The organism is Pseudomonas sp. B392_1p, from assembly GCF_052245235.1.
In the GTDB taxonomy this organism is placed as follows: domain Bacteria; phylum Pseudomonadota; class Gammaproteobacteria; order Pseudomonadales; family Pseudomonadaceae; genus Serpens; species Serpens gallinarum.
Genome location: NZ_JBQPXM010000016.1, coordinates 1 through 24581, shown reverse-complemented (window position 1 = coordinate 24581; position 24581 = coordinate 1). Strand labels below are relative to the sequence as shown.

Sequence of the window (24581 nt, the reverse complement as noted above, 5' to 3'; positions counted from 1 at the left end):
ACTAACATCGGCTCCAAACAGGTCTGCCAACGACCTCTGCCTGGGAGCCGCCTTTCATGACGTTCCAATCTTCGCGCCTGGCGCTGGCCTGTCTGGGCCTGATCAGCCTGCCAGCCATCGCCGAGTCGCTCACTCTCGACACCACCGTGGTCACCGCTCGCGGTTATGCCAGCGACAGCCTCGACACCCCGCAAGCGGTTGAAGTACTGCAACCGCCGCCGGCCAGCAGCGAGCCGCTCGGCAGCCTGCTGCGCGGCGAGCCCGGCTTGGCAGTGCAGAGCGATGGCGCCTGGGGACAGAATCCAGTCCTGCGCGGCCTGAAAAAGGAAAGCGTGGTACTGCTGGTCGACGGCGTGCGGGTCAATTCCGCCCAGCCTCAAGGTGCCCTGGCCTCGTTCACCGACCTGGGCCTGGTGGAGCGGGTCGAAGTGCTCAAGGGACCGAGTTCGGTGCTTTACGGCAGCGGCGCCATGGGCGGTGTGGTCAACGTCCTGACGCCCGAGGCACGTTTCAGCGCACAGCGCCAGCAGGGCGGCAGGTTCGGTCTCAGTGCCGGCACGGTGGACAACGCCTTGAGCGGCGCACTGCTGCTCAACGATTCCGGGCCGAGCCATGGCCTGCTGGTGGGTGCCGCCGGCAGCGACGTCGGCGACTACGAAAGCCCCGACGGCGACGAGAACAACACCGGCTACCGCTCCAACAGCCTGCTGTTCAAGTACCAGCAGAAGATCGCAGACGATTACGTACTGCGCTTCAATGCCCAACGCCATGACGACCGCGACGTCTGGTATCCCGCCTCGCGCAAGTCCGCGCCGCCGGCCCAAGCCCCGTTGTTGGGCGAGATCACCATGCACTCGCCGGAACAGAGCCGCGAGCTTTATAGCCTCAGCCTGGACGCGCCGCTCGGCGCCGGCACCTTGTCCAGCGAGATCTACCGCCAGGAGGTGTTCCGTCAGATTCGCGCCTACTCCTCGCGCCAGCAGCGCAACTATGTGGAGAACGATGTCAGCTTCGTCACCCACGGCCTGCGCAGTACCTGGCTTGCGCCGCTGGGCGACAACCACCAGCTGACGCTGGGCGTCGAGGGGTGGGAAATGACCGCCGACCCCGAGCGCTATATGTCGCCCACCGGGGTGCGCATGCTCAACAACCCGTTCGAGGACGGCGAGATGACCTCAGCCGGCCTGTTTGTGCAGGATGAATTCAGCCTCGGCCTAACCCAGTTCACCGCCGGTCTGCGCTACGACCGGGTCGAAGGCGACGCCGCGCAGAAAGGCAGCGGTCCCGCCGCGCAAACCACCGACCTCAAGAGCAGCGACAATAACCTGTCCTGGTCGCTGGGCGTGGTACAGCCGCTGACCGCCGCCCTCAACGCCTACGCCAACTTCGGCCAGGCCTATCGCTCACCGGACATGCGCGAGCGCTTCGAAGACGCCGCTCGAGGCGACGGCTACTACCACATCGGCAACCCGCAACTGGATCCGGAGCGATCCACCAGCCTGGAAATTGGCCTCAAGGGCCGCGACGGCCGCCTCGGCTACCAATTGGCGGCGTTCCATACCCGTATCGACGGCTACATCGCCGGCCGGGTGGTCACCGGCCAGATGCAACAGGGCCTGCCGGTCAAGCGCACCGAGAACGTCGACGAAGTGGCGATTTACGGCCTGGAAGGCAACCTCGACCTGCCGTTGGGCGCCTTCATGCTGGATGCCGGCTTCACCTGGCTGCGCGGCGAGAACAAGCAGTACGACGAACCCCTGTACCAGATGCCAGCCCATGAACTGCGTCTGGGCATCGGACAACCGGCCGAACGCGGCCTGTCCTGGCACACCGGCCTGCGCGCGGTGACCGAGCAGGACCGTATCGCCCGTCAGTTCTCCGGAGGCAGCGAAGACACCACGTCCGGTTATGTCGTGGTCGATGCCCGGTTGGGCTACGGCGTTGGCAGTCTCGGCGTGCTCGACACGGCCCGTCTCGACCTGCGTCTGAACAACCTGCTGAACAAGCGCTACCACGAACACCTTGCTGACGGGATCAGCGGCCAGGAACTGGCGATGCCAGGGCGCGGCGCCGTACTGGCCCTGAGCGGGAGCTTTTGATGAAACGCACCCTGAGCCTGCTGTGCGCCGCCCTGCTGCTGATCGGCGGCCCAGCGCTGGCAGACAAACCGGCCCGGCTGCTGCTGGCCGGACCGCTGTCGGCGGTGTCCAACCCGCTGATCCACATGGTCGAATCCGGCGCGCTCAACGACCTGGCCGACACCGTCGAGTTCGTCAGCTGGCGCGATCCGGACCAGCTACGCCTGATGGCACTCAATGGCCAGGCCGACGTGTTGGCCATGCCGGTCAACGTCGCCGCCAACCTGTACAACCGAGGCGCTCCGGTAGGCCTCCTGAATGTCTCTACTTGGGGCCTGCTGTGGATGGTGTCCCGCGAGCCGGAACTGCTCCGGATCGAGGATTTTCGTGGCAAGGAAATCGCCATGCCGTTTCGGGGCGACATGCCCGATGTGCTGTTCGGCCTGCTCGCCGAACGCGCCGGGTTGAACGTTCGCCAGGACCTGAAGCTGCGCTACGTCGCCAGCCCGATGGACGCCATGCAACTGCTGCTGATGCGCCGCGTCGACCACGCCCTGCTGGCCGAACCGGCCGTGTCCATGGCCCTGCGCAAGAGCGGCTCCTTCCCGCTCAGCGTGGTCGCTCCCGACCTGCACCGCAGCCTGGATATCCAGCAGGCCTGGGGCCTCAGCTTCCAGCGCGCACCCCGCATTGCCCAGGCGGGCATCGCGCTGGTGGGCGCGTCACGCAACGATTCCGAACTGGCCCGCCGCATCGCCAGCGCCTATGCCCAATCGCTGGCCTGGTGTCAGGCCCACGCTGAAAACTGCGGTCGGATGGTGGTCAAGCACCTGCCGGCATTGCTGCCCGAGGCGGTGGCCGACGCCATGGCGGTCAGCCAGATGCAGGCGGTTCCAGCGACCGAGGCGCGTGCGGAGGTGGAGTTTGTCTTCGAGCAGTTGCTGGCGAAAAATCCCGCGCTGCTCGGCGGCAAGCTGCCGGATGACGGTTTCTATCTGGATACGGACGCCCTGCCATGAAACTGCTGCGTATTGTGCTGCGCGGCTGGCCGGCCTACCTGTGGAGCGGCTGGGGCGCGGTCGCCAGCCTGTTGCTGCTGTTCGCGGCCTGGCAACTGGCCGCCGAGCATTACGGCTCGCTGGTGCTCGCCCAGCCGCTGGAAGCGTTCGCCGCCCTTGGTCGTTTCTGGCAAGACGGCAGCGCCGTGCAAGAGCTGGCTATCACCGGCCGCCGCGCCCTGAGTGGTCTGCTGCTGGCGCTCTTGGTCGGCAGCGCGCTGGGGCTGGCAGCCGGCGTGTCGATGACCGCCTCGATGATGTCGCGGCCGCTGGTCACTGTGCTACTTGGCATGCCGCCGATCGCCTGGCTGGTACTGGCCATGCTCTGGTTCGGCGCCAGCGACGGCACGCCGATCTTTACCGTGTTCGTCGCCGCCTTTCCGGTGGTGTCCATCGGCGCCCTGCAGGGCACCCGCACCCTGGATGGCCATCTGCGCGAGATGGCCCGCACCCTGCACCTGCCGCCGCGCATGATGCTGCTCGATCTGTACCTGCCCCACGTCTTTTCCTACCTGTTCCCGGCGTGGATCTCGGCGCTGGGCATGTCCTGGAAGATCGTCATCATGGCCGAGCTGCTGGCCAGCCAGGACGGCGTCGGCGCCGCCCTGGCAGTCACCCGCTCGCACCTGGACAGCGCCGGCACCCTGGCCTGGATCAGCGCCGTGGTCGGTCTGTTGCTGGCCCTCGAATACTTGCTGCTGGAGCCGCTCAAGCGCGAAGTCGAGCGCTGGCGGGAGAATCCCCGATGAACACACCCCGGCTTACGGTCAGCCATTTGGAGCACAGTTTTGTGCGCACCCAAGTGCTGGCGGACATTTCCTTCAGCCTCGAGGCCGGCGAGGTCTGCGCCCTGGTCGGCCCCTCCGGCTGCGGCAAGTCCACCCTGCTGCACCTGTGCAACGGCCTGCTCGACCTGCAGGACGGCGACATCGCCAGCGACTTCACCAACCCTGCCACCCTGTTTCAGCAACCGCGCCTGCTGCCCTGGAAAACCGCCCTGGACAACATCGCCCTGAGTCTCAAAGCGCGGGGCGTGCCCCATGCGCAGCGCCACGCACAGGCCGTCGAACTGGCCCTGCGCCTGGGCCTGACGCGCGAAGATCTGGACAAATTCCCGCGCCAGCTCTCCGGCGGCATGCAGAGCCGCGTGGCCCTGGCCCGTGCGTTGCTGCCGCAGCCTGATCTGCTGTTGCTCGACGAGCCCTTCTCGGCGCTGGACATCGGCCTGAAAACCGAACTCTATGCCCTGCTCCAGGCGTTGCAGGCCGAACGCGGCATCGCCGTGCTGATGATCACCCACGACCTGATGGAAGCCGTGCGCCTGTCCGACCGCATCCTGTTGATGGCCGCCGAACCGGGTCGCATCGTTGGCCGCTTCGCCCTGCACCAGGCACGCGCGCACCGCGACGACGCCTGGGTCTACCAGACCACTGCCCAGCTGCTGCAACAACCGGTGGTGCGCGAAAGCTTCGGCCTGCCGACGCCGCGCGCGCACGCCGAAACCCGCCCCGGCACGCGCCTTTCAGCCCTGACCGAGGACAACACGGATGCGCCCAAACGGAGCCCGAGCCGATGCTGAAACTCGCCATCCCCGCCCGCTGGCAAGGCGCCCCCTGGCTGCTCTGCGCCTTTCGCCCGTTCTTTCTCGCCACCCTGGTCAGCGCCGTCTTATTACTGACGCTCTGGCTGGGCTATCTCAAAGGCCTCTGGCCGCTGCCGGCCGTGGCAGGCGGTCCGTTGGTCTGGCATGCCCATGAACTGCTGTTTGGCTTTGGCCTCGCTGCGGTGGCCGGCTTTGTGTTCACTGCCGTGCCGGAGTTCACCCGCACGCCGGCAGTCGCGCGGCCGCTGTACTTCTGGGTACTGGTGTTGTGGTTGCTGGCCCGCGCCAGCTTCTGGCTAAGCGGCATGATCGGCCCCTGGCCGGCGGCGCTGTGCAATATCGGCCTGGCCGTGGCCTTGCCGAGCCTCTTGGCGTCCCGACTGTTCAGCGATCCGAGCCGTCGCCAATGGGCCTTCGCCGCCGGGCTGTTGAGCCTGGCCCTTATTTGCCTGGGCTTTTACGCCGACCTGCTGCGCGGCCTCGACCCGATGCGCTGGCTGCATGCCGGTATCGGCGCCCTGGTGGCCCTGGTGCTGATTGCCCTGAGCCGCATCTCCATGCGCATGGTCAACGACAGCCTGGAGGACTGGCAACTGCGACGACCGCACGACGAGGCCATCGTCTATCGCGCCCTGCCGCCGCGCCGTAACCTGGCGATCTTCTGCATCGCGCTGTACACCCTGGCCGAGTTTTTTCTGCCGGGCGCACAGGTCGGCGGGTGGCTGGCGCTGGCCTGCACCGCCGCGCTGTTCAACGTGCTCAACGACTGGCACGTCGGCCGCGCGCTGTTCAATCGCTGGGTGTTATCACTGTATCTGGTCTATTGGCTGATGGCGCTGGGCTACGCGGCGCTCGGTGTGTCACTGCTGTGGCAGACGTTGCCGCTGAGTACCGGGCGGCATCTGCTGACCATTGGCGGTCTTGGACTGTCGATTTTCGCCGTGATCGCCATCGCCGGGCGCACCCACAGCGGCGAGGCGCTTGACCCACGCCCCTGGGTGCCGATCAGCGCCGTGCTGCTGGTGCTCGGCGCGCTGCTGCGCCTGGGCGCCAGCCTGCCGGGCTGGCCCTACCTGGCGCTGCTGGGCGCCAGCGGCCTGGCCTGGATCGTTGCCTTTGCCTTGGCGCTACGCTACCTCGGCGTGGTGTTCGTCAGCCCGCGCCGCGATGGCGGCACAGGCTGCGAGGAACCCCTGGACGCCGGCCATGAATCAACGGCGGCACCGCGTTGCGGCTAACAGACCGTTGAAAAACGTAGGCGAGGCAGGCAAGACAAGGCAAAAACAGGCGAGGAAGCGGACCGGGCTCGCGTTCGAGTTTAGGCGTTCTAAATGAGCATGACTCACTTCGTTCGCCCTTCGGGCCGCGCTAAAGCGCGTTAGCCGCAAGCGGCTTGCCGAGCCTGTTTTTAACGCAGTATTGCCAACGCAGGAAGTTTTTCAACGGCCTGCTAAGCGGGTAGACCTCAGGCCCGCGCGCCCAACTTGCCGACTACGCCACGCAGGGTTTCTTGAATATCGGCGGGCAATAGCACGGTTTTGGCGTTGCTGCTCTGGCTGAGTTTCTCCAGCGAGGCGATGTACTTTTCGCCGAGCAGGTACATCATCGGCCCGCTTTCACTGCCAATCGCACTGCTCACGCGGCGGATCGCCTCGGCCGAGGCTTCGGCCAGCATCACCTGCGCATCGGCATCGCGCCTGGCCGATTCCAGTCGCGCTTCAGCTTCCAGAATCGCCGCCTGCTTGGCGCCTTCAGCACGGGTCACGGTGGCCTTGCGCTCACGCTCGGCAGCCGCCTGCAGTTCCATGGCGCGCTGCATGGATTCCGACGGCTTGATGTCCTGGATTTCCACCGACTTGACCGTCAGACCCCAGTCCACTGCTTCGTCGGCAATGCTTTCGCGCAGACGCGCCTTGATGCGGTCACGGGACGACAGCGCCTCGTCCAGCTCCATCTCGCCGACGATGGAGCGCAGCGTGGTCATGATCAGGTTGCGGATCGCCTCGGAGAAATCGGTGATGCCGTACACCGCCTTGACCGGGTCGGTGACCTTGATGAAGGCAATCGCGTTGGTCAGGATCACCGCGTTGTCGCGGGTGATGACTTCCTGCTCCTGCACATCGAGGATGATGTCCTTGGTCACCAGTTTGTAAGCCACCCGGTCCAGGTACGGAATCAGGATGTTCAACCCAGGACGCAAGGTGCTGTGATATTTGCCCAGTCGTTCGACGACCCACTCTTCGCCTTGTGCCACCAGGCGCACGCCCTTGGCGACGGTAACGACGATAAACACCAGAACCACTATCGCAATGATCAAGCCCGCATTCATGTAGCTACCCCTTGAAAGGAAAATGAGCTGCCCGGGCCACGCGCCTGGGGCAATGCCAGCGCCTTTGTTAGGCCTTGGCGACTTTCACGTAACTGCCTTCGACGGAAACCAGCCGCACGCGCTCACCGGCGGCGATGGTTTCTTCGGCCACACAGGCCCACTCTTCGGCGCCCAGGATCGGCCGCTGAAAACGCACCTTGCCGCGCTGGAAGGGCTCCACCTTGCCGACCAGCAGGCCGACCTCGCCGATCACTTCGCCTGCGGCGGTGCCGACCAGCGTCTTGTGCCGCTTCGGATTGAACACCTGGAACCACAAGGCAACCATGGCCAGCGACGCCACGCCCCACAGCGCCAGCTGTGTCGTCAGCGACGCATCGCCGACCACCAGCATGACCCCGGCCACCAGCAACGCGCCGAGGCCGAACCAGATTACGAAGAACGCGGGAATCGCCAACTCCAGCAAGATCAGCAAGATGCCGCCGACCGCCCAGTACCACCATTCGATTGTCATCGCGTCTCTCTTTGAAATTAAACGCCGAGGTTGCTTCCGCCAGCGTAACAGCGCTGCGCATGGCGAAAGGCCATAACCTCACAAGGCCAGAACGTTGACGTCATTGCAAGGCTGCCCCTCAAGCATGCAGGTTTTCAGCCACTGCCCCGCTTACAGCGGAAACACCCAGGGCACCATGACCACCGACACCAGCATAACCAGCCCGGTAAAGGGCACACCCACGCGCACGAAGTCACTGAAGCGGTAACGGCCCGGGCCGAGCACCAGGGTGTTCACTGGCGAGGAAATCGGCGTCATGAACGCCGCCGAAGCAGCTAATGCCACAATCATCGCGAAGGGATAGGGCGAAACGCCGAGTTGCTGGGCCACCGACAGCGCCACTGGCGCCATCAGCACCGCCGTGGCGGTATTGGAGATGAACAGGCCGATCACCGCCGTGAGCAGGAACAGACTGGCTAACAGCGCGCGAGGGCCGGCATCGCCGAGCACACCCACCAGCGCCTCGACCGCCAGGGCAATCCCGCCGGTCTTCTGCAAGGCCAAGGCAAAAGGCAGCATGCCGACAATCAGCATCAGGCTCGGCCAGTGGATGGCCTTGTAGGCACTGTCAATGTCGATGCAGCGGAACGCGCCCATCAGCAGGCAGGCCAGCAAGGCGGCAATCGCGTTGGGCACCAGGCCGCTGACCATCAGCGCGATCATCACGGCGACACTAAGCAGTGCATAGGGCGCCTTGCGCGCCGCCGGGGCGACTTCGTCGACTTCCACCGGCAGGCTGAGGACCAGAAAGTCATGGCTCAGGCCCTGCAAACGTTCGATGTTCTTCCAGTCGCCGGCTACCAGCAGGGTGTCGCCGGGCTTGAGCTTCTCATCCACCAGCAGACCCGCCAGCGCCTCGCGGTTGCGCCGCAGGCCCACCACGTTGAGCTTGTGCTGGCTGCGAAAGCCCAACTCCTGAATGGTCTTGCCGGGCAGTTGCGACTCCGGCGGCAGGGCCACTTCGGCCAGGCCCAGTTCGTGGGCATGGTCGGCGTAATAGGATGTTTTCAGCTGCAGCGGCGTCAGGCCCAGCTCGTCATAGGCGCCCAGTAGACCGATGGCCGGGCTGGCCAGATCGACCAGCAGAATGTCGCCGCTTTGCAGACTGGTGTTGCCGGTGGCCATCAACAGCAGATTGCGAAACTTGCCGTGGCGCTCCACCGCAATCACGTTGATGCCGTACTGCGTGCGCAATTCCAGTTCATCCAGCGTACGGTCGGCCAGCGGGGAATGGGGCAGCACGCGCAAGCGGCGCTCGCGCTCGAACAGGCGATAGTCGCCGGCCAGGTCGGCCAGGGTATGCCGCGAACGCCCCGAAGTCTGCTGCGTGTCCCTGGGGTTAAGCCAGCGACGCGCCACCAGCATGTAGCCGATGCCCAGCAGCAGAATCGCCAGGCCGATGGGGGTGAAGGCGAAAAAGCCAAACCCCTCCAGACCGGCGCGGCGCAATTCGCTGTGCACCACCAGATTAGGCGGCGTAGCCACCAGGGTCAGCATGCCGCTGATCAAGCCGGCGAAGGCCAGCGGCATCATCAGCCGGCTGGCTGGCACACGCAGGCGCACGGCAATGCCCAGCACCACCGGAATGAAGATCGCCACCACACCGGTGGAGCTCATCACCGAGCCGAGGGTGGCCACTGCCAGCATCAGCAGAATCAGCAGTCGTGTTTCGCTGCTGCCGGCCGTCTTCACCAGCCAGTCGCCCAGGCGGTAGGCAATGCCGGTGCGCACCAGGCCATCGCCAATCACAAACAGCGCGGCAATCAGCACCACACTGGGGTCGCTGAATCCAGCCAAGGCTTCGGGAACCGTGAGGATGCCGGTCAGCGGCAAGGCCACCATGGCCAACAGGGCGACCACGTCCATGCGCGGCCTGTTGCGCACGAACAGCACGACGCAGATGCCCAGCAGGAGAAGAACCAGCAGCAAATCGGTATTCATAGGATCACAACGAGAAGAAGGGATATCGGCCAGGAAAAATGCCGCCCTACCATACCTGGCTATTCAGGTTTGAAAAGCCATAAACCGGGGAGCGTGATGAAAAAATGCCAGCACCCCAGCGCAGCTGATAACGCGTCGCCAGTGGCCCCCCAGCGCGCATCTTGGGCGGCGACTTGTGGGACAATTCCGCTCCCGCGTTTTTGCCCCGATGACCATCATGTCCAGTACTTCCCGCTTGACCCCGCCCAAGGCCGCGCTGCACCCGCGCAACCGCCATCAGGGCCGTTATGACTTTCCGGCACTGATCAAAAATTGTCCGGAACTGGCACAATTCGTCATCCTCAATCCGTACGGCAAGCAGAGCATCGACTTCGCCAACCCCGAGGCCGTGCGGGTCTTCAACCGCGCCCTGCTGGGCCACCTCTACGGCATTCGCCACTGGGACATTCCGCCGGGTTATCTGTGCCCACCGGTTCCGGGGCGCGCCGATTATGTGCACGGCCTGGCCGACGTGCTGGCCGCCGACAACGAGGGGCAAATTCCCCGTGGCCGCCGTATTCGCGTGCTGGATATCGGCACAGGCGCCAACTGCATCTATCCGCTGCTGGGCCAGCACGATTACGGCTGGCACTTCACCGGTACCGACATTGATGCCACCGCGCTGCGCTCGGCGGCCACCATCATCAAGGCGAACCGCCTCGACCAGGCCATCGCCCTGCGCCAGCAAGCAGATCCCCGGCATATCTTTCAGGGCCTGATACAAGCTGACGAGCGCTTCGACCTGACGCTGTGCAACCCGCCCTTCCACGCCTCGGAAGAAGAAGCCAGCCGGGGCAGTCAACGCAAGTGGCGCAACCTGGGCAAGCTTGATCCCAAGCGCAAACTGCCGGTGCTGAATTTCGGAGGCCAGGCGGCCGAACTGTATTGCCACGGTGGCGAAGCGGCATTTATTGCACGCCTGGCGAGTGAAAGCGCCCTGTGTGCTGGCCAGGTCTGCTGGTTCAGCAGCCTGGTGTCCAAAGCTGCCAACCTGCCAACGCTACAGCGCCAACTCAAACAACTCGGCGCGTGCGAGGTAAATACCATCGCCATGGCCCAGGGCCAGAAACAGAGCCGTTTCGTAGCCTGGACCTTTCTTGGGGAGGAACAGCGCCTGGCCTGGCGTCGCGAACGCTGGCAAAACGCGGGTGCATGACAGGCAGCGGGGCTAGGTAACGGCCTTGCCGTGGGAATCAGGAAAAGTGCATGCCGACATAGGGCTGCAGCAACAAGACAGTGTGGTACGCAGCGCCCATGAACAGAACCAGCAGGCATAGATAAGCAGCATGCATCAGAACGCTGCGCGCAAAACGCCCCGTCCACCAGCGGTTGAACACCATGAGCAACCAGGCCAACGGCATAGTCGACAGGGCAATGATCACCCCTGTGGAGGTTTGCGGCTGCGTTACCAGCAAGGTCACAACGCTCAGCATGATGATTGCGTACAACCTGTGGCGACGCGCACGCCAGGGGCTGTGCAACGGGACCGGCTTCATGTCTCGCTCCTGATTGTTTTTTGACATCAAGCCGGTGGATAGCAAGAAATCTGCCACTGATGGCATAACATCATCACTGGCCGTTGCTGATCCTGCATTTAAAAACCTGCTTAGCGGATGAACGTTTTGCTGACGTCGCGAAATTGCTCGGTTCCGGCACGCTCTAGCCATTCAAAGGCAACCATTTCCCGAGAAACGATCACTGCACCGGCCTGGCGCATACGCTCCAGAGCCAGCGCCTTGTTGGCGGGCAGGCGCGACGCCACGGCCTCCGAGACTATGAACACCTGACGTCCTCGAGCGAGTAGCTCCAGCACGGTTTGCAACACACACACATGCGCCTCGGCACCGCAGACCACGAATTGCTGGCGCTCACCGCCCGGCTGGGCAAGCAGCGCGTCATCCGTGGCGGAAAATCTCATTTTTTCGACGGTGACCGCGCCGTCAAGATGCGCCCGCAGCGCAGCCACTGTTGACCCCAACCCTTTCGGGTATTGCTCGGTCACCAGAACAGGCACCTCAAGACGTTTGGCCACTTGCGCCAGCCAGGCACTGTTCTCCACCAGCGCTTCGGCGTCGTGCAAGGCCGGGCACAGGCGTTCCTGGATATCGATGACCAACAGGGTGGACGTGGCAGCGCGCATCAACATGAAAAAAACTCCCAGAACCGAACGTCGAAGAGAACCAAGCCAGACTCGGCACAGCGATCGAAGAAGACCAAAGGCTGGCACGAAGAACAAGCCCCAGGAAAGCCCGATTGACAAGCCAACTGAGACACAAGTCAAGCCTTGGACCTCCTGATGGCACAAAGCCTTCCAGAGCGGCATTCGACTGCTTTACCGTATCCCAACGACAGAAGGGCGTCTTGCAGACAGGTTCAGGAAGGACCACCTACCATGAGCAGTACCATTCTCCCCCCCGGTGCTAAAAAGCCAAACACCGCCCTAGCCGAACGCGGAATCCAGCCCCGCTTCGGCGAACTGGCGCAGGATTGTCGACAACGGATCATGAATAGGTTGGCCGAGCGACTGGGCACAGTCTTCACGCTGGTCGACCGCACCCTGGTAACGCACGCGGAGAAGGCTGGGAACAACAAACTCCAGTCCCTATTTTTCGACAGCATGCGCGACATCCGCCATCAGCGGGCCTCGATTGAACGCGTTTACCATCAGCAGATTGCCAACCGTTTTACTCAATTCCTCGAAGGACCGACGCCACTTGCCTCCACGGTTACCAGGGCTGAATCACTGAGCTTGATCGAGCACGAGGATTACGAGGAAACCCTGCTGGTGACCAACATGGCCAGCCGAGTCAAGGCACGTTGCCCTCAGGCCCTGTTCGCGCTCACTCAGCGCCTGGCGCTACTCAATCGAGGGCAGCGACTACCTGATCTGGACAACCCGTTCGCCCCGCAGGTCATTGCCCAGGCCTTTCGTCACGCCCTGGCGCCCAGCGCATTCAGCCTGCGTATCAAAACCATTTTGTACACCCTGTTCGAGCAACAGGTCATGGACGACCTGGATGCGCTCTACGATGACCTCAACTCTTGCCTGATCGCAGCTGGCGTACTGCCTAATCTGAAATTCAGCGTCCAGAACCCGGACGAACCGCTTAACCCAGCCAAACAGGCCTCGACGCATTCAGCCGCCGGCAACGGTGGAGGCAGCACCCCGCATACCGGAAAATCCCGCCGGGATTCGTCCACGGAGCCGACCGCAGCGCCTGCCGAAGATCCAGCGGCCTGGTTTCTCGGCCTGAGCGAACTGCTCGATACCCACCGCCAACAAGCACCCGAGGCGCCGCTGTTAGGCGGCCGAAGCATCGTCAGCTTCGCGCCACGCACCGCAACCAGTACCTATTCAGCCGGCGAGTTGCAGGCGGCGCTGGATCGCCTGCAAGAGCAGTCCGCCGCAAACCTGGCGCAACGGCTGGGCCAACCGCAGCCGGTTGAGTCGTTCAAGGTCGACCTGTATAACCAGTTGGAGATTCGCAGCCAGCTACCCGGCCAGCAAAAACTCGCGAGCGAGGAAGCCGATGTCGTCGATCTGGTGGGCATGCTGTTCGACTTCATCCTCAAGGATCAAAACCTGCCAGATAGCTGCAAGATCGCGTTATCGCACCTGCATACGCCTTATCTGAGAATCGCCTTGCAGGACAAAGCACTCTTCACCCTGCCCCAACATCCCGCGCGCATACTGCTTAACAGCCTCGCCCAGGCGGGTGTGCTCTACGGAGACGAGGAGGATGACAGCGGTCTGCTGAGCAAGATCCATTGGGTTGTGGAGCAGGTGCTGCGCAACTACCGCGGAGAGCAGCGACTGCTGAAAGATCTGCTCGACGAGTTCACGACCTTTGTCACCGCCCTTCGGCACAGGATCGAACTGCACGAGCGGCGGGCCGTAGAGGCAGCCAAAGGCCGCGACCGCTTGACCACCGCCCGTAACCTGGCACTGGACGTCATTGCCCGGGCGCAGCAGAACCGTGAACTGCCCGCCATGATTCGCGGTTTCTTCGAACAGACTTGGCTCGATGTCTTGGTGTTCGTGCTGCTTCGTCACGAAGCCTCCAGTGAGCAATGGCAGCGTGTCTGCACCACCACCGAGCAACTGGCCTGGAGCTGCACCGCGCTCACCGATGCCGAGCAGGAAAAGCTGCGCGGCCTGCACCTTGCGTTGCTGGAGGACGTTCGCCAGGGAATGCTCTGGCTCGGCGGCCTGCATGACGACAGCATTCGCCAGCGACTACGCGACATCGTCGCCTGTCAGCTGGCGGCACAACACGGCCAGCCCAGCGTATCGGCCCCAACGGCAACAGGCAGCGTCCCCACCCTGGGCATCAATCGCTTGGACATCGAGCTTGGCGAGGAGGCCGAACTGTTACGCACGCCCCCGCCCAAGGTGCTGTCGCCGCGCATCCAAGCCCTGGTCGAGCAGCTGAAACACCTGGAGTTCGGCACCCGATTCGAGTTCATCCAGGGCGAGGAGCGCCGCCGGCTCAAGCTCTCCTGGTTCAGCCCGACCAGTCACAACTACATGTTCGTCGACCACAGCGGACTGCGAGTGGCGGTCAAGCCGATCGACGTGCTAGCCGAGGAAATCGACCAGGGCCAGGCGCGCATCCTACCCCCCAGGGTCACCGCTCCGCTGGTCGACCGAGCGCTGGCCGCTATCGTCCGTGTACTGCATCGTTTCTCCGGCCGCCTGCCGGATTCCGCTCAAGGAACCGACACTCCATGAACGAACGTCGTCGTCATGATCGCTACAGCGCCACACCGCATCTGGAAGTGTTCGAGCGGCATTCCGGGATCCGCCTGGGCAGCCTGGCCGACTTATCGCTAGAGGGTTTCATGCTGTTCTGTGAGCAGTCTCAGCCCGCCGATACGGTCGTTGAATGCCGTCTGCTGCTGCCGCAACCACTGGATGGAATCGACGAAATCCATTTGGCTGCCGATTGCCTGTGGAGCAGGCCGGGCGCGGAAGGCCAGAGCAGCTGGGCCGGTTATCAGATCCTCGACATATCGGAAGCACACAGCGCCGTGCTGCAAAAACTGATGGTCGATTAGCCGGGCCTTCAGAAAAGCTCTGTAGCAAAGAAAAACGCCATGTACCGCAGCGACGGACATGGCGTTTCGGTGAACACAGTGCCGGGAACAGCCAGCGCCCCCGACCCGCTGTACCCATTCAGGCGAAGACGATATCGTCGCCCTCCACCTTGGCATGCACCACCGCGCCGGGCGCGAACTGACCGGAGAGAATCTGCTGGGCCAGGGGGTTTTCGATCCAGCGCTGAATGGCGCGCTTGAGCGGCCGCGCGCCATAGACCGGGTCGTAACCCACTGCCACCAGCTTGTCCAACGCCTCGTCGCTGATCTCCAGGCTCAGCTCGCGTTCGGCTAGACGCTGGCGCAGGCGGCCCAGTTGGATCTGGGCAATGCCGGCGATCTGCTCACGGGCCAGCGGGTCAAAGACCACCACCTCGTCGATACGGTTGATGAACTCGGGCCGGAAATGGTGACTGACCGCATCCAGCACCGCCGCACGCTGGGCATCCGGGTCGCCGACCAGTTCCTGAATCTGCGTGGAGCCCAGGTTGGACGTCATCACAATGACCGTGTTCTTGAAGTCCACCGTGCGGCCGTGACTGTCGGTCAGGCGACCGTCTTCGAGAACCTGCAGCAGCACGTTGAACACATCCGGGTGAGCTTTTTCGACCTCGTCGAGCAGCACCACTGAGTAGGGTTTGCGCCGCACGGCCTCGGTCAGATAGCCGCCTTCCTCGAAGCCGACATAGCCGGGCGGCGCACCGATCAGCCGCGCCACAGAGTGCTTCTCCATGAACTCGGACATGTCGATACGAATCATCGCCTCCTCGGTGTCGAAGAGGAACTCGGCCAGCGCCTTGCACAGTTCGGTCTTGCCTACACCGGTCGGGCCGAGGAACAGGAAGGAGCCGCTCGGCCGGTTCGGATCGGCCAGCCCGGCCCGCGAGCGGCGCACCGCGTTGGACACCGACACTACGGCCTCATGCTGACCAATCACCCGCTGGTGCAGCAGGTCTTCCATCTTCAGCAGCTTCTCGCGTTCGCCTTCGAGCATCTTGGACACCGGGATACCCGTCCACTTGGAAACCACTTCGGCAATCTCTTCGTCGGTGACCTTGTTGCGCAGCAGTTGCTTCTCCGTCTTGCCATGCTGCTCGGCCATCTGCAGGCTGCGCTCCAGGTCAGGGATGGCCTGGTACTGGATACGCGCCATGGTTTCCAGATCACCCTTGCGCCGCGCGGCTTCCATTTCCTGACGCGCCTGCTCGATCTTCTGCTGGATCTGCGCGGTACCCTGCACCTCGGCTTTTTCGGATTTCCAGATCTCTTCCAGATCGGCGTATTCGCGCTGCAAGAGCTGGATCTCTTCCTCGAGTTTTTCCAGGCGCTTCTTGGTGGCCTCGTCGTCTTCTTTCTTCAGCGCCTCGCGCTCGATCTTCAGCTGGATCAGACGGCGGTCCAGGCGGTCGAGTTCTTCTGGCTTAGAGTCGATCTCCATGCGAATGCGGCTGCCCGCCTCGTCGATCAGGTCGATGGCCTTGTCCGGCAACTGGCGGTCGGTGATGTAGCGGTGCGAAAGTTTGGCGGCGGCGATGATCGCGCCGTCGGTGATGGTCACGCCGTGGTGCACTTCGTAGCGCTCTTTCAGGCCGCGCAGGATGGCAATGGTGTCTTCCTCGCTCGGCTCGTCAACCAGCACCTTCTGGAAGCGCCGTTCCAGAGCGGCATCCTTCTCGACGTACTGACGGTATTCATCCAGCGTGGTGGCGCCTACGCAATGCAGTTCGCCCCGAGCCAGGGCCGGCTTGAGCATATTGCCGGCATCCATGGAGCCTTCGGCCTTGCCGGCACCGACCATGGTGTGCAGCTCGTCGATAAACAGGATCACCCGCCCTTCCTGCTTGCCCAGTTCGTTGAGCACGGCCTTCAGGCGTTCCTCGAATTCGCCGCGGAACTTGGCGCCGGCGATCAGCGCGCCCATGTCCAGGGACAGCAGGCGTTTGTCCTTGAGACCATCGGGCACCTCACCGTTGATGATGCGTTGGGCCAGTCCCTCGACAATGGCGGTCTTGCCCACGCCGGGTTCGCCAATCAGCACCGGGTTGTTTTTGGTGCGGCGTTGCAAAACCTGGATGGTGCGACGGATCTCGTCGTCACGGCCGATGACCGGATCCAGCTTGCCCTCTTCGGCCAGCTTGGTCATGTCCACGGTGTACTTGTCCAAGGCCTGGCGAGCTTCTTCGGCATTCGGGTCATTGACCGCCGCGCCGCCACGCAGGTTGGCGATGGCGTTTTCCAGCGCCTTCTTGGTGACGCCCTGGCCGAGCAGCAGTTTGCCCAGCTTGGTGTTTTCATCCAGTGCAGCAAGCAGCACCAGTTCGCTGGAGATGTACTGGTCGCCCTTCTGCTGCGCCAGGCGGTCGGCCTGGTTGAGCAGGCGCGCCAGGTCCTGGGACATGTTCATGTCGCCGGTCGGGTTTTGCAGCTTGGGCAATTGGTCCAGTGCCTGGGTCAACGCTTGACGCAGGCTGTTGACATCGAAACCAACCTGCATCAGCAACGGTTTGATCGAGCCGCCTTGTTGCTCCAGCAGCGCCTGCATCAGGTGCAGCGGCTCAATGGAGGGATGATCAAAACCGACTGCGATGGATTGCGCGTCGGACAGGGCGAGCTGCAACTTGCTGGTTAAACGATCGATACGCATGGAAAGTCATCCTCATGATGAAGGCAGGCAGGCGCGCTGAATCGCGCCTGTAGGCATGGCCTGCAAGATGCTTCTTAGATGAGGCTGATTGTTGAAGATTCAAGGCGGCGAGCCTTGATGCAAGTCAACGGCGAGGTAGAGGATTAACGTGGCCGGCGGCGCAACCGACTATTGCGCGAGCCAGATCAGCGACGCGAAACGCCCGGTCTGTGCGGAGCGCCGGTAGGAATAAAAGCGCGGGTCATTGTAGGTGCACAGTCCGCCACCATAAACGGCGGTGACGCCTTGCGCCGCCAGACGCAGGCGCGCCAGTTGATAAAGGTCGGCCAGATATTTACCGGCGTTGGCACTGGGCTGGAACGCCTCAGTGGCCAGCGGGTGATCAATCAGAAACGCCTCGCGCACCTCCGGCCCGACCTCGAAGGCGTCGGGACCAATCGCCGGCCCCAGCCACACGAGCACATCCTCGGCCGGCACGTTCAGGGCTTCCAAGGTAGCTTCCAGCATGCCGCCGGCCAACCCGCGCCAACCGGCATGGGCCGCCGCCACGCGGGTGCCGGCGCGGTCACAGAACAGCACCGGCAGGCAATCGGCGGTGAGAATCGTGCACGCCACATTGGGCGTCGCGCTCCAACTGGCATCCGCTTTATGCACTCGTTCCGGTTCGGCCTCGACCACGTCAATGCCATGCACCTGGTTGAGCCAGGCTGGCTGACACTGCAGCGCAGAGCACAAACGGCGACGGTTCTCGGCGACCGCAGCCGCATCATCCGCCACATGATCGCCGAGATTGAAGCTGTCGTAGGGCGGCTGGCTAACGCCACCACTGCGGGTGGTGACACAGGCGCGGACGGTGTCCGGCGCCGGCCAGTCGGGCAGCAGCCAGTCGCGGTTCATCAGACGAAGGATTCGTGGTCCTGGCGCAGCAGGGTCAGCAACCAGACAAGATCGTCCGGCAGCGGCGATTCCCATTTCATGCGCTTCTTGGTCACCGGGTGCTCCAGCTCCAGAAAACGCGCATGCAGCGCTTGACGCGGAAAATGCTTGAGGGTCTCGACCAGCGTCGGGCTGGCCGCCGGAGGAATACGGAAGCGACCGCTGTACACCGGATCGCCCACCAGCGGAAAACCGACATGGGACATATGCACACGGATCTGGTGCGTGCGCCCGGTTTCCAGCTTGACCCGCGTGTGGGTGTGCGAGCGGAACCGCTCCAGCACCCGGTAATGACTGACCGCCGGCTTGCCACCCTCGATCACCGCCATGCGCTGGCGCTGGCTGGAGCTGCGGCCGATGGGTGCATTGACCGTGGCGCCAGAGGTGATCACCCCGATCACGATGGCCTCGTAGATACGGGTGACGCTGCGCTTTTGCAGCTGATCGACCAGATCGGTGTGGGCTTCCAGGGTCTTGGCCACCACCATCAGACCAGTGGTGTCCTTGTCCAGACGATGGACGATGCCGCAACGCGGTACCTGATCGATACCCGGCACATGGTGCAGCAGGGCGTTAAGCAAGGTTCCGTCGGCATGCCCCGCCGCCGGGTGAACCACCAGCCCAGAAGGCTTGTCGATCACCAGCAACTGGTCGTCTTCATAGACGATGTTCAGGGCGATATCCTGCGCCACCCATTCACCCTGGACTTCCTGTTCGGCATCCAGATCCAGCACCGACCCGCCATGCACGGTGTCGCGCGGGCGCAGTACGGCGCCGTCGACCGTCAGACGACCATCCTTGATCCAACCGGATAGACGCGAACGTGAATGATCGGCGAACAGCTGCGCAGCAACCTGATCGAGACGTTGCCCGCCCAGTTCACTGGGAACTTCGGCGCGCAGTTGGATGGCTTGTTTAGTAGTCGGGGACATGCTCGGCAACGGCGAGGCGCGGCCTTTGGTTTCGGCGGCGCGCTTGTGATTAAATACGACTCTTTGTCCCGGTACACCGGGGCGCTCACTATATCAGGACGGCTCGGAGCACGACAGCCGGCCGTCACAGGGACGCTAGCTGCCATGCATGTGAAACACCTGTTGCTGATTGCCACCCTGGCCCTTGCCGCTTGCGCTTCCAACGAGCCAAGCGATGAGAATCTGAGCGAGGCCGATCTGTATCGGCAAGCGCAATCCGCTCTGGACGGCAAGAGCTATACCAACGCCGTCACCAAACTCAAGGCACTGGAGTCGCGCTATCCCTTTGGCCGCTACGCCGAGCAAGCGCAGCTGGAGTTGATCTACGCCTACTACAAGAATGGAGAGCCGGAAGCGGCCAAGTCGGCTGCTGAACGTTTCATCCGCCTGCATCCGCAGCACCCCAGCGTCGACTATGCGTATTACCTGAAAGGACTGGCAGCTTTCGATCAGGATCGCGGCCTGATGGCGCGCTTCCTGCCGCTGGAGATGAGCAAGCGCGATCCGGGCGCCGCACGTGACTCCTACAACGAATTCGCGCGCCTGACCAATCGCTACCCCAACAGCCGCTACGCACCCGATGCCAAGCAGCGCATGATCTACCTGCGCAATGTGCTGGCCGCCTATGAAGTGCATGTGGGCAACTATTACCTCAAGCGTAACGCCTATGTTTCGGCGGCCAACCGGGGCCGCTACGTGGTGGAGAACTTCCAGGAAACCCCTGCGGTTGGCGACGGTCTGGCCTTGATGGTCGAAGCCTATCAACGCCTGCGCCTGAATGACCTGGCCGACACCAGCCTGGCTGCGCTAAAGCTCAACTACCCGCAACATCCAAGCCTGGTGGACGGCGAGTTCGTCCCGCGCGAGAAAGGCGACGATGAACGCTCCTGGCTGGCCAAGGCGACCCTCGGCCTGATCGAAACCGATGCACCGCTGCCGCCGGGTGAAACCCGTGCCAGCCAGGATGTGCAGCGCCAGTTTCAAGATGCCGAAGAAGCGCTGCCCGAGGAGCTCAAGGTCGACGAGCCGGCCAAGCGCTCATGGTGGAGTCGCTTGACCTTCGGACTCTTCGACTGAGATAAACCCAAAGGGGGAGCCACGGCTCTCCCTTTTTTTATCTGCCCTGTTTTGCCTGGCTTATAGAAGGAACTGTGCATGAGCACTCCCGTCGCCCTGATTACAGGTTGTTCCGGCGGCATCGGCCGCGCCCTTGCCGAGACCTTTCGTGCCGCCGGTTACGAGGTCTGGGCCTGCGCCCGCAAGGCCGAAGACCTGGCCGAACTGCAGATGGCCGGTTTTACCGCCGCAGCTTTGGATGTCAACGATGCACAGGCCACAGAAAATCTGGTCGCCCGCCTCCAACGGGAAGCAGGACGCCTCGATGTGTTGGTCAACAATGCCGGTTACGGTGCCATGGGGCCGTTGTTGGATGGCGGCGTCGACACCTTGCGTGCCCAGTTCGAAACCAATGTCTTCGCGGTGATCGGGCTGACCCGTGCGTGCTTTCCACTGCTGCGCCAGAGTCGTGGCCTCGTGGTGAATATTGGTAGCGTCTCAGGCGTGCTGATCACGCCTTTCGCCGGTGCCTACTGCGCTTCCAAGGCCGCGGTGCATGCGCTGTCTGACGCCCTGCGTCTGGAATTGTCACCCTTTGGTATCGACGTGCTGGAAGTCCAACCTGGCGCCATCGCTTCAAGCTTTGGCGCTACGGCCAGCCGAGGGGCCGAAGCCTTGATCGCCAGCCACTCGCCCTGGTGGCCATTGCGCGATGGGATTCGAGCACGTGCCGGAGCATCTCAGGATCAGCCGACCCCAGCCAGCGACTTTGCTCGCGGCGTCGTCAAGGCCATCAAAGCCCCTCGCCGTCCCCGCCTGCTCCGCCTGGGCAATGGCAGTCGCGCCTTGCCGCTGATGGCTACGCTGTTGCCCAAGGGGCTGCTGGAGTTTGTGTTACGCCGCCGTTTTGGCTTGAATCGGCAGCTGTAAGCGAACTGAATCAATCCGGGCGCTCCCTTTGGGGTTGCCCGGATAATCAAGCAAGACTGGTGCAGCCATCCAGGTTCCATCCCAAGGCACAATCAGCACGCCCACCTGCACGCCAACGGCCTCCCTGTGAGACAATTTGCCGTTCCGCAATCAGTCGTGCCATCCCCATCACCATGTTGCGCGCTTCTTTCCCCCTCCCTATTGACGGCCTGCGCTGATGGTCGACATCCGCAAGGTTCAGCAACGCGACTGGCTCGACGCCTTCGAGTCAGCCTACGTATCACGTGGCCGAACCTATGCCGCCGCTGGCTTCTCACGTCTCGTGGAAATCGATGGGCAGGTTCTTAAAGCCAGCTGCCAAGGCTCCAATGACCGGCAGTATCGGCAATCCATCCGTTTGCAGCCACGGCCCACGCGTTGGGAAGTCCATGGTCTGTGCAGTTGCCCTGTTGGGTACAACTGCAAACATGTGGTTGCCGCATTGCTGCTGCTGGAACAGCAGTACCGACAGGGTCAGTCACCCACGCTTCGGCGCTCGGCCCCCCAACAAGTCATCCGTGACGATATTCAGCCTCGCCCCCTGCTGTATCTCAACAGCCATACCCGCGTGCACTTCGATGCCCGTAAGGGGCGCATGACTGAGCAGACCCAGCACCGCGCAGCGCTGGCCTTCGACTATGACGGTCAGCTCATTCACGGCAAGGCTTCGGGTGACCTGCTGCGTTTTATCGCCCCGGATAAACAGCTGCGCATCCGCCGCCACAGCGAAGCGGAAGCGCTGTACCGGCAACGCCTGACGGAACTGGGATTCAGCACCGCCTTGCGGGTCAGCGAGGCACTGTCGGAGAAAGTTGGCGAGCCGCTGCAACTGCCCAACGATGCCAGCTGGATGCAGTTTGTCCGCACCGACGTACCGCAGCTGCAGCGCGAGAACTGGCAGATTCATATTCTTCCGGATTTTCATTTCAATCTGGCAAACGTAGACGGCTGGTACGCGCAGCTCGAGGAAACAACTGACCACCAGTGGTTCGACCTGGAAATGGGCATTGAAGTGGAAGGCCAGCGCATCAGCCTACTGCCGATTCTGCTCCAGGCAATCCGCGCCACGCCCTGGCTGCTCGATGCTCAAGCTCTGAACCGCAGCGACGCGGACGCCTTTTTTCTCGCCGCACTGCCAGGCGAGGGTAGCCGCCGCGTGGCCCTGCCGTTTTCCCGGCTGAAGCCGCTGCTCAGCACACTCGGTGAGCTGTACTTCAACGATCAGCCTGCCGACTTGCAACGCTTGCGCCTGGCCAGCCCCGATGTCGCTCGCTTGCACACCCTGGAAAATAGCGTCGAGCTGCGCTGGCAAGGTGGAGAACGCCTTCGTGAACAGGCGCGTCGACTGCATGAACAGACCGAGCACAGCATTCAACCACCGCTCGGCTTGCAGGCCCAATTGCGCCCTTATCAATTGCAAGGGCTGGCCTGGATGCAATCCCTGGATGAATTGGGCATGGGCGGCATACTGGCCGATGACATGGGGCTGGGCAAAACACTGCAGACGCTAGCGCTGATCCTGTCCAAAAAAGTCGCGTGCCGCCTCCAGGCACCCGCCTTGATCATCATGCCCACCAGCTTGATTGCCAATTGGCTGGATGAAGCCGCTCGCTTCACACCTCAACTGCGCGTTCTGGCCCTGCATGGGCCGAAGCGAAAACAGCACTTCGCCAACCTGGGCCAATACGACCTACTGCTCAGCACTTACGCGCTGATACCGCGCGACTTTGCGGCTCTGGCTCAACAACCGCTGGAGTTGCTTATTCTCGACGAAGCGCAGAACATCAAGAACCCGCGCAGCAAGGCCGCTCAGGCTCTGGGCAAGCTGACCGCTCGACAACGCCTGTGCCTTACGGGTACGCCTCTGGAAAACCACCTGGGCGAGCTCTGGTCGTTATTCAACGTGCTCATGCCAGGCTGGCTAGGTAACGAACAGGCCTTTAATCGCCACTATCGCGTGCCCATCGAAAAGCACGGCGACGCCGAACGCATGGCGTTGCTGCGCGCGCGCATACGACCGTTCATGTTGCGGCGTACCAAGGAACAGGTAGCACGAGAACTACCACCGAAGACCGAAATCATCCACTGGGTGGATCTGACCCAGAGTCAGCGTGGTCGCTATGAAACCTTGCGTCTGGCCATGGATCGCAAGGTGCGGGAAGAGATCGAGCGTCAGGGCTTGGCCCGCAGTCAACTGGTGATTCTGGAAGCGCTTCTGCGCCTACGCCAAGTCTGCTGTGACTTGCGTCTTCTGGACGGAGCAAATAGCGGAAAACCGGAACACTCGGGCAAGCTCGTCGCCCTGATGAGCATGCTGGAAGAACTGTTTGCCGAAGGGCGTCGGGTTCTGCTGTTTTCCCAGTTCACCGGCATGCTGGCCTTGATCGAAACCGAACTGCAGCGACGAGGCATTCCCTATGCTCTGCTGACTGGCAGCACCCGCGACCGTGGCACGCCGGTGCGCGAGTTTCAGGCTGGCAAGCTGCCGATCTTCCTGATCAGCCTCAAAGCTGGCGGGGTTGGGCTAAACCTTACCGCAGCCGATACGGTGATTCACTTCGACCCTTGGTGGAATCCTGCCGCAGAAGCCCAAGCGAGCGATCGCGCTTACCGGATCGGTCAGACCAAGCCGGTATTCGTCTACAAATTGATTGCCCGTGGCAGCGTTGAAGAAAAAATCCAGCAGTTGCAGCAACAGAAAGCTCAACTCGCAGAAAGCATTCTGGCGGGCGATCAGCCTGACGTGAGGATGTCGCCAGAGGACCTCGACGCACTGCTGGGCCCTCTGGCCGTCAGCTAAGCCCTCAGGCCTTCAAGATCTCGTTTTCAACGACATACCAAATCTTGCTGCGCATGTCGTTGAGTACGGTCAGCCGGGCCTCTTCGTCCGCAGCGCCCTGCATGTCCTGCCCCAGGCCGCTGACCAGATAAATGATGGCGTCTATTGCCTTGCTGGTGTGCTCATCAAGTTCGCGTCCGGCTAACTCCAGCTTGTCGGACAGGTCGTGCCAGATGCTCTGACGGACTTCGGTAAACACCTGATCCACGGCAGTTTGCTCGATCTCTTCGGCGTTCAGCGACGGGTGAGATACCAAATAAACCACCTGCTCCATGACCGCATTGATCAAAGCATTATCCTGTTGCACACCCATCGTAGAACTACCTTAGAAAAAGAACTCATCAAGTTAGCGGCCGTAAAGACTAATAATTGAACTTAAATTTTCCGCGCACACAGACAAAACCCCAACCCGCGTGCGCGGATTGGGGTTTTGGGTTTAGGCGCTTGACGATGACCTACTCTCACATGGGG

20 protein-coding genes are annotated in these 24581 nt (G+C 62.7%); 11 read left to right on the top strand and 9 right to left on the bottom strand.

Features of this window, described 5'->3' with window-relative positions:
• Positions 1-56: 56 nt before the first annotated feature.
• From ACTV8E_RS18875 to ACTV8E_RS18855, 5 genes are read left to right on the top strand one after another with little or no spacing between them, the layout of a single operon-like run.
• The gene (locus ACTV8E_RS18875) at positions 57-2099 is read left to right on the top strand and encodes a TonB-dependent receptor plug domain-containing protein (RefSeq protein ID WP_443200481.1); all 2043 of its coding nucleotides are present in this window, start codon (positions 57-59) and stop codon (positions 2097-2099) included.
• Positions 2099-3097, top strand: a complete 999-nt coding sequence (locus ACTV8E_RS18870; protein ID WP_443200480.1) for an ABC transporter substrate-binding protein — start codon at positions 2099-2101, stop codon at positions 3095-3097. Before ACTV8E_RS18875 ends, ACTV8E_RS18870 begins: the two co-directional genes overlap by 1 nt.
• Positions 3094-3885: an ABC transporter permease gene (locus ACTV8E_RS18865; RefSeq protein WP_443200479.1), complete on the top strand. Its 792-nt coding sequence runs from the start codon at positions 3094-3096 to the stop codon at positions 3883-3885. Before ACTV8E_RS18870 ends, ACTV8E_RS18865 begins: the two co-directional genes overlap by 4 nt.
• Positions 3882-4715 (top strand): ABC transporter ATP-binding protein, encoded by an 834-nt coding sequence (locus tag ACTV8E_RS18860; RefSeq protein WP_443200478.1) that lies wholly within the window; start codon positions 3882-3884, stop codon positions 4713-4715. The genes ACTV8E_RS18865 and ACTV8E_RS18860 overlap by 4 nt, the downstream gene beginning before the upstream one ends.
• Positions 4709-5977, top strand: a complete 1269-nt coding sequence (locus ACTV8E_RS18855; RefSeq protein WP_443200477.1) for an NnrS family protein — start codon at positions 4709-4711, stop codon at positions 5975-5977. The genes ACTV8E_RS18860 and ACTV8E_RS18855 overlap by 7 nt, the downstream gene beginning before the upstream one ends.
• A 227-nt stretch (positions 5978-6204) precedes the next feature.
• On the opposite strand, the gene ACTV8E_RS18850 is transcribed toward ACTV8E_RS18855, so the two are convergent.
• The 3 genes from ACTV8E_RS18850 to ACTV8E_RS18840 form a co-directional block, all read right to left on the bottom strand.
• A complete protein-coding gene (locus ACTV8E_RS18850; RefSeq protein WP_443200476.1) occupies positions 6205-7068 on the bottom strand; it encodes an SPFH domain-containing protein in 864 nt (287 codons plus the stop codon).
• Positions 7069-7135: 67 nt separating this feature from the next.
• Positions 7136-7579, bottom strand: coding sequence for an NfeD family protein (locus ACTV8E_RS18845; RefSeq protein WP_251836448.1), 444 nt, complete (start codon positions 7577-7579; stop codon positions 7136-7138).
• 150 nt (positions 7580-7729) lie between these two features.
• A complete protein-coding gene (locus tag ACTV8E_RS18840) occupies positions 7730-9559 on the bottom strand; it encodes an SLC13 family permease (protein ID WP_251836447.1) in 1830 nt (609 codons plus the stop codon).
• Between the two features lie 217 nt (positions 9560-9776).
• On the opposite strand from ACTV8E_RS18840, the gene rlmF reads away from it, so the two are divergent.
• Entirely contained in the window at positions 9777-10754 is a 978-nt protein-coding gene (gene rlmF / locus ACTV8E_RS18835) for a 23S rRNA (adenine(1618)-N(6))-methyltransferase RlmF (RefSeq protein ID WP_433962696.1), read from the top strand.
• Between the two features lie 37 nt (positions 10755-10791).
• Here the strand turns inward: rlmF and ACTV8E_RS18830 are convergent, their stop codons facing one another.
• Together ACTV8E_RS18830 and ACTV8E_RS18825 are read right to left on the bottom strand one after the other, a co-directional pair.
• Entirely contained in the window at positions 10792-11094 is a 303-nt protein-coding gene (locus ACTV8E_RS18830; protein WP_251836445.1) for a hypothetical protein, read from the bottom strand.
• Positions 11095-11204: 110 nt separating this feature from the next.
• A complete protein-coding gene (locus ACTV8E_RS18825; RefSeq protein ID WP_251836444.1) occupies positions 11205-11744 on the bottom strand; it encodes a hydrolase in 540 nt (179 codons plus the stop codon).
• A gap of 246 nt (positions 11745-11990) precedes the next feature.
• On the opposite strand from ACTV8E_RS18825, the gene ACTV8E_RS18820 reads away from it, so the two are divergent.
• Together ACTV8E_RS18820 and ACTV8E_RS18815 are read left to right on the top strand one after the other, a co-directional pair.
• Positions 11991-14330, top strand: coding sequence for a DUF1631 domain-containing protein (locus ACTV8E_RS18820; RefSeq protein WP_443200475.1), 2340 nt, complete (start codon positions 11991-11993; stop codon positions 14328-14330).
• Entirely contained in the window at positions 14327-14656 is a 330-nt protein-coding gene (locus ACTV8E_RS18815; protein ID WP_251836442.1) for a PilZ domain-containing protein, read from the top strand. Before ACTV8E_RS18820 ends, ACTV8E_RS18815 begins: the two co-directional genes overlap by 4 nt.
• A gap of 118 nt (positions 14657-14774) precedes the next feature.
• Here the strand turns inward: ACTV8E_RS18815 and clpB are convergent, their stop codons facing one another.
• The 3 genes from clpB to rluD all read right to left on the bottom strand — a co-directional run bounded on the left by clpB (position 14775) and on the right by rluD (position 19207).
• Positions 14775-17339 carry an ATP-dependent chaperone ClpB gene (gene clpB, locus ACTV8E_RS18810; RefSeq protein ID WP_251836441.1) on the bottom strand — a complete coding sequence of 855 codons (2565 nt, stop codon included), beginning with the start codon at positions 17337-17339 and terminating at the stop codon, positions 14775-14777.
• Positions 17340-17507: 168 nt separating this feature from the next.
• Positions 17508-18236, bottom strand: coding sequence for a peptidoglycan editing factor PgeF (gene pgeF / locus ACTV8E_RS18805; RefSeq protein WP_251836440.1), 729 nt, complete (start codon positions 18234-18236; stop codon positions 17508-17510).
• On the bottom strand, positions 18236-19207 hold the full coding sequence (rluD, locus tag ACTV8E_RS18800) for a 23S rRNA pseudouridine(1911/1915/1917) synthase RluD (RefSeq protein ID WP_251836439.1): 972 nt from the start codon (positions 19205-19207) through the stop codon (positions 18236-18238). The genes pgeF and rluD overlap by 1 nt, the downstream gene beginning before the upstream one ends.
• A 144-nt stretch (positions 19208-19351) precedes the next feature.
• Here rluD and ACTV8E_RS18795 point away from each other — a divergent pair, with 144 nt between their 5' ends.
• The 3 genes from ACTV8E_RS18795 (at position 19352) to ACTV8E_RS18785 (ending at position 24071) form a co-directional block, all read left to right on the top strand.
• The gene (locus ACTV8E_RS18795) at positions 19352-20323 is read left to right on the top strand and encodes an outer membrane protein assembly factor BamD (RefSeq protein WP_251836438.1); all 972 of its coding nucleotides are present in this window, start codon (positions 19352-19354) and stop codon (positions 20321-20323) included.
• A gap of 78 nt (positions 20324-20401) precedes the next feature.
• Positions 20402-21232 carry an SDR family oxidoreductase gene (locus tag ACTV8E_RS18790; RefSeq protein ID WP_251836437.1) on the top strand — a complete coding sequence of 277 codons (831 nt, stop codon included), beginning with the start codon at positions 20402-20404 and terminating at the stop codon, positions 21230-21232.
• A 217-nt stretch (positions 21233-21449) separates the two neighbouring features.
• Positions 21450-24071, top strand: coding sequence for an SNF2-related protein (locus ACTV8E_RS18785; protein ID WP_443200474.1), 2622 nt, complete (start codon positions 21450-21452; stop codon positions 24069-24071).
• Between the two features lie 4 nt (positions 24072-24075).
• On the opposite strand, the gene ACTV8E_RS18780 is transcribed toward ACTV8E_RS18785, so the two are convergent.
• Entirely contained in the window at positions 24076-24423 is a 348-nt protein-coding gene (locus ACTV8E_RS18780; RefSeq protein WP_251836436.1) for a hypothetical protein, read from the bottom strand.
• Positions 24424-24581 lie beyond the last annotated feature (158 nt).

Excerpts from the sequence above, each read along its gene's own strand:
- ACTV8E_RS18875 (WP_443200481.1), top strand. The coding sequence starts at position 57 with ATGACGTTCCAATCTTCGCGCCTGGCGCTGGCCTGTCTGGGCCTGATC.
- ACTV8E_RS18860 (WP_443200478.1), top strand. The coding sequence starts at position 3,882 with ATGAACACACCCCGGCTTACGGTCAGCCATTTGGAGCACAGTTTTGTG.
- ACTV8E_RS18845 (WP_251836448.1), bottom strand. The coding sequence starts at position 7,579 with ATGACAATCGAATGGTGGTACTGGGCGGTCGGCGGCATCTTGCTGATC.
- ACTV8E_RS18865 (WP_443200479.1), top strand. The coding sequence starts at position 3,094 with ATGAAACTGCTGCGTATTGTGCTGCGCGGCTGGCCGGCCTACCTGTGG.
- ACTV8E_RS18785 (WP_443200474.1), top strand. The coding sequence starts at position 21,450 with ATGGTCGACATCCGCAAGGTTCAGCAACGCGACTGGCTCGACGCCTTC.
- clpB (WP_251836441.1), bottom strand. The coding sequence starts at position 17,339 with ATGCGTATCGATCGTTTAACCAGCAAGTTGCAGCTCGCCCTGTCCGAC.
- rluD (WP_251836439.1), bottom strand. The coding sequence starts at position 19,207 with ATGTCCCCGACTACTAAACAAGCCATCCAACTGCGCGCCGAAGTTCCC.
- ACTV8E_RS18825 (WP_251836444.1), bottom strand. The coding sequence starts at position 11,744 with ATGTTGATGCGCGCTGCCACGTCCACCCTGTTGGTCATCGATATCCAG.
- ACTV8E_RS18790 (WP_251836437.1), top strand. The coding sequence starts at position 20,402 with ATGAGCACTCCCGTCGCCCTGATTACAGGTTGTTCCGGCGGCATCGGC.
- ACTV8E_RS18840 (WP_251836447.1), bottom strand. The coding sequence starts at position 9,559 with ATGAATACCGATTTGCTGCTGGTTCTTCTCCTGCTGGGCATCTGCGTC.
- ACTV8E_RS18795 (WP_251836438.1), top strand. The coding sequence starts at position 19,352 with ATGCATGTGAAACACCTGTTGCTGATTGCCACCCTGGCCCTTGCCGCT.
- ACTV8E_RS18815 (WP_251836442.1), top strand. The coding sequence starts at position 14,327 with ATGAACGAACGTCGTCGTCATGATCGCTACAGCGCCACACCGCATCTG.
- ACTV8E_RS18780 (WP_251836436.1), bottom strand. The coding sequence starts at position 24,423 with ATGGGTGTGCAACAGGATAATGCTTTGATCAATGCGGTCATGGAGCAG.
- ACTV8E_RS18850 (WP_443200476.1), bottom strand. The coding sequence starts at position 7,068 with ATGAATGCGGGCTTGATCATTGCGATAGTGGTTCTGGTGTTTATCGTC.
- ACTV8E_RS18820 (WP_443200475.1), top strand. The coding sequence starts at position 11,991 with ATGAGCAGTACCATTCTCCCCCCCGGTGCTAAAAAGCCAAACACCGCC.
- ACTV8E_RS18870 (WP_443200480.1), top strand. The coding sequence starts at position 2,099 with ATGAAACGCACCCTGAGCCTGCTGTGCGCCGCCCTGCTGCTGATCGGC.
- ACTV8E_RS18855 (WP_443200477.1), top strand. The coding sequence starts at position 4,709 with ATGCTGAAACTCGCCATCCCCGCCCGCTGGCAAGGCGCCCCCTGGCTG.
- rlmF (WP_433962696.1), top strand. The coding sequence starts at position 9,777 with ATGTCCAGTACTTCCCGCTTGACCCCGCCCAAGGCCGCGCTGCACCCG.
- ACTV8E_RS18830 (WP_251836445.1), bottom strand. The coding sequence starts at position 11,094 with ATGAAGCCGGTCCCGTTGCACAGCCCCTGGCGTGCGCGTCGCCACAGG.
- pgeF (WP_251836440.1), bottom strand. The coding sequence starts at position 18,236 with ATGAACCGCGACTGGCTGCTGCCCGACTGGCCGGCGCCGGACACCGTC.